This window comes from Thermogutta sp. (assembly GCF_014359955.1).
In the GTDB taxonomy this organism is placed as follows: domain Bacteria; phylum Planctomycetota; class Planctomycetia; order Pirellulales; family Thermoguttaceae; genus Thermogutta.
Window position 1 is genome coordinate 1 of the sequence record NZ_JACIYL010000361.1, and the last position, 4,271, is coordinate 4,271.

The 4,271-nt window shown below is 55.3% G+C and carries 3 protein-coding genes; 1 reads left to right on the forward strand and 2 read right to left on the reverse strand.

Features of this window, described 5'->3' with window-relative positions; genetic code table 11:
• Both H5U08_RS11310 and mgtA read right to left on the reverse strand, forming a co-directional pair.
• A partial coding sequence (locus H5U08_RS11310) for a PTS sugar transporter subunit IIA (protein WP_297033062.1) occupies positions 1 to 293 on the reverse strand: 293 nt, incomplete at its 3' end.
• Positions 294 to 295: 2 nt separating this feature from the next.
• A complete protein-coding gene (gene mgtA, locus H5U08_RS11315; protein WP_297033064.1) occupies positions 296 to 2,965 on the reverse strand; it encodes a magnesium-translocating P-type ATPase in 2,670 nt (889 codons plus the stop codon).
• A gap of 842 nt (positions 2,966 to 3,807) precedes the next feature.
• Between mgtA and H5U08_RS11320 the strand changes: the two genes are divergently transcribed.
• Positions 3,808 to 4,271, forward strand: a 464-nt coding sequence (locus tag H5U08_RS11320) for a response regulator (RefSeq protein WP_297033066.1), incomplete at its 3' end; no start/stop codon positions are given.

A 4,271-nucleotide genomic window follows, 5' to 3' on the forward strand; every position in this document is an offset into this window, starting at 1 on the left:
ACCGGCGCCTGATCTTTGGCGTTGTATTGAATGCCGTGGGGACTCCACCCCACAACGCAGAGCAAGTCCCCTTCAAACGACACCCGCGCATGGGGACAGGCCCAACCCTTTCCCAGCGACGTATCGGCGGTTCTTTCCCGTTCCAAGACCAGCCCTTCAATATCGAGGCCTGCCGGCAGGCTGGGGATGGCTTCCAGTATCCGGGCAAGCAGCCGCAGCGCGGCAATTTTGTCCGCTCCTTCCGGCAGCTCGATGAGGCGACCTTCCTGCAGAGCGTCGAGCAGGCTGTCCATATCTATTGATCTCCAAATTTATGGAAAAACCATGTTTTCACATAGTGCGTGATTACTGCGTACGAGAGCAGAAATCCGGCGATGAAAGGCCAATAGGTCAATGGTAAGGGCACCATTCCCAGAAGATCGGCCAAAGGTGAATAGGGCAACCAAATACCGATGGCCGCAACAATGAGTGTCGTCAAAACGAGATGGGCAGAGGCACGACTTTGAATAAACGGAATCCGCCTTGTGCGAATAATATGGACGATCAAGGTCTGCGTTAAAAGCGATTCAGCAAACCAACCCGTTTGGAAAAGAGACTCATAATCGACTCCACCCGTCGAACCCATCTGAGTAAATCGCCAGCATTCGAACACAAACCACATCAGGGCAAACGTTGCGTAGTCGAAAATCGAACTGATCGGACCAATATACATCATGAAGCGGCGCACATTGTCGATGTTCCATTTCAACGGTCTTGCAATCTGTTCAGGATCCACACTGTCCGACGGTATGCCAGTTTGGGATATATCGTAGAGCAGATTATTTACGAGCACGTGAATCGGCTTCATGGGAAGGAAAGGAAAGAGATAACTTGCTCCCACCACGCTGAACATGTTGCCGAAATTCGAACTTGCTCCCATCCGGATATATTTGATGATATTCGCGAAAATTCGGCGTCCCTCCATGACTCCATCTTCGAGGACGAGAAGGCTTTTTTCGAGGAGAACAATATCGGCCGCTTCTTTGGCCACATCCACTGCAGAATCCACTGAAATACCCACATCGGCCGCCCGCATCGCCGGTGCATCGTTGATCCCGTCCCCCAAAAACCCGACGACGTGCCCTCTTTCCCGCAGCTTTTGGACAATCTGCTCCTTCTGGCCGGGATTCAACTTGACGAACACATCGGCCTCTTCCACCAACTGACTGAATTCTTCGTCCGTCAAATCAACCAACTCGGTCCCGCTGACCACGCGGCGAACCTGAAGCCCCACGTCGTGACACACTTTTTGTGTCACCAGTGCATTGTCGCCCGTGAGCACCTTGACAGAGACCCCGACGTCGCGAAGGAGCCGAATCGCTTCAAGTGCCGATTCCTTCGGCGGGTCATAAAACGCGATATAGCCGAGGAGGATTAATTCCGACTCGTCGGCGACGGTAAAGGTTGTTTTTTCACGGGGAAATTCCCGGTACGCCACGCCAAGCACGCGGAATCCCTCGCGATTCAGCCGTTCCACCTCTTCAAAAAGATCGTCTTTAATGACCGGAATAAGCGGATAGACTTCATCGCCGATCTGATAGTACGAACACTGCTGGTAAATTTCCTCCACAGCCCCTTTACAGATCAGGACATGGTCGCCCTCGTAGTCTACCACCACCGACATCCTGCGCCGCTCGAAGTCAAACGGGAGTTCGTCCACAAGCCGACACTTCCCTTCGACATCGAGGCTCGTTCTTTCCAGGACGGCTCGATCGATGAGACTCCGCAACCCCGTCTGGAAATAGCTGTTTAAATAGGCGTAAGTCAGGACGTCCTCGCTCGGACGGCCGGTCACGTCCACGTGACGCTCGAGAACCACACGGTCTTGCGTCAGCGTTCCCGTCTTGTCCGTACAAAGGACGTCCATGGCCCCAAAGTTCTGGATCGACGGTAGGTATTTCACGATCACCTTCCGTTTCGCCATGCTGAGCGCCCCCTTGGCAAGATTGACAGTCACGATCATGGGAAGCATTTCCGGCGTGAGGCCCACCGCGATGGACAGGCCAAAAAGCAGGGCCTCGACCCAGTTGCCTTTGGTCAAGCCAACGAGAAAGAAAACGATGGCCACCATGATGACCATCATCCGGATCATCAACCAGGTAAAGCCACGGACACCACGGTCAAAGCTTGTTTCTGTCCGTGCGGCCGCCAGCCGCTGCGAAACCGAGCCCAGCATCGTGTGGCCCCCGGTATTCACCACAAGGGCCCGGGCAGTGCCACTTATGACGTTGCTTCCCAAAAAGCATGCGTTCGGCAAATCCCAGGGACTGGAAACGTCATCACTGCTCACCAGGGCCGTTTTTTCCACGGGCATGGATTCCCCCGTCAAAACCGATTGGCTGACGAAGAAGTCCTTCGCGCTAAGAAGCCGCACATCCGCTGGAATCATCGCCCCGGCCTGAAGGAGCACGATATCACCGGGAACAATTTCCGAAATTTTGACCTCCGTTTCGCGACCGTTGCGCAGTACCACACTTCGCGGTTGCACGCGTTTTCCCAGGGCCTCAACCGCGCGTTGCGATCGTCGATCGAGGATGAACGAGAGTCCCACGCTGAGGAGCACCATCGCCCCTACTACGATCGTGGACTTCCATTCCCCAACGAGAAACGACACCGCGGCAATGATGATGAGCTGAACATTGAGGGGATTGCGCAGCCGATGAGAAAGGTCTGCCCAAACGGAAAGTCGTTTGGCATGAGGAAGCTCATTGGGACCGTATTCCTCGAGACGATTCTCGACTTCCTCATCCGAAAGCCCATCAGGCGACGAGTTGAGCCGCCGGAGGGCTTCGCCTGGTGTGACGAGGCAGATTTCCAGAAGTCTTTTCTCGTCGGGACTGAGAGCGACGGTTTTCGCCGCTCCCTCACCCGTGCCATTTCGGCGTCGGAACGGAATGATCAGGGAATGCGACAAAGCTCGCATCATATGCCCCCCTCCGCGATGCAAGATGGAAACCCAATGAGCGAGACCAAACGAGCACGGCTAGCGAGGAATTGAGCGCCAGGAATACGCTGGGAAGAGAGCCCCAAAACGTTGCCCATGTCCAAGGGCACGCGGGTTCCGGATACCGCTGGAGGGGTGTAGCTCGATCTAATGGGCAAACAACTCATCTCACGCCTCCGGTTTTACGCGCCGATCCGTCCACCGGAGGCGTGGTGTCGATCAATTACAGCACGGGGTTATGACCGACCCGCGACCTCCGGAAAGTGCGGAGAATCGGACACTGATGGTCGTCGGGATCGTTATCCATCATTTCAGGTTGCATGGCTTGACGTGTGATCCTTACCAACAAGGCTCGGGCGTTGTGCCGTCCGAATCCGCTCCAAACAGAAGAACCTCCTTGCGGAGTGACCCGCATCCTTTTCAGTGTAGAACGCGACGGGTGGCTATTCAAGGACACGCCATACCCGACTATTTTCGCCACAGTCTGCATGCGATTGTGCTAATTGTTGGGTTTTTTCAAGCCCAAGCGCGTGGGCCAACCGAATTTTCCGGATGAGAAGCCGACCTTGAGCTCTTCCGAAGGCCGTATACTACTCCGTCCGCCCCCCGGCAAATTCTTGTTCGGAGGCACATTCCTCCGAATTTAAGGCTTCTTTTGAAAAGCAAGCCGGGCAATGGCTGAATCCTCAGCCCGTCCATCTGGGGCCAGAGGCATCTGGGACGAGAAGTTGGGACGGTCGACTCGTCCGTGGTGACGAGTCGTGAAATTGGATATAAAAATAGGTGGTGAACCGGTAGTTTGCTCCTCCCAGGAGGTCACAGTTATGACGACGGTCCTTGTGGTGGATGATTCCCCGCTCGATCGGAAGCTGGTGGGATCGCTTTTGGAGAAAAAATTTGGCTGGAAGGTGGAATACGCTGCCTCCGGTGCGGAGGCACTTGCCAGAGTAAAACAGAGCCCGCCGGACCTGGTGATTACCGACATCAGCATGCCCGAGATGGACGGGCTGGAACTTGTTCGGCATCTTCGTGAAACCTTCCCCGAGGTCCCGGTCATTCTGACGACAGCTTTCGGCTCGGATATGCTGGCCATCGAGGCGCTGGAACGCGGTGCCGCCAGCTATGTGCCGAAGTCGCAGCTTTCCACCAGGCTTGCCGAGACGGCGGATTCCGTCCTGCGAATTGCCGAACAGAACCGGGAACGTGAGCGACTCTTCGAATGCCTGGAATCAATCGAGTTTGAATACGTGCTGGACAATGAGCCAGAACTGATCCAGCCGCTGGTCTC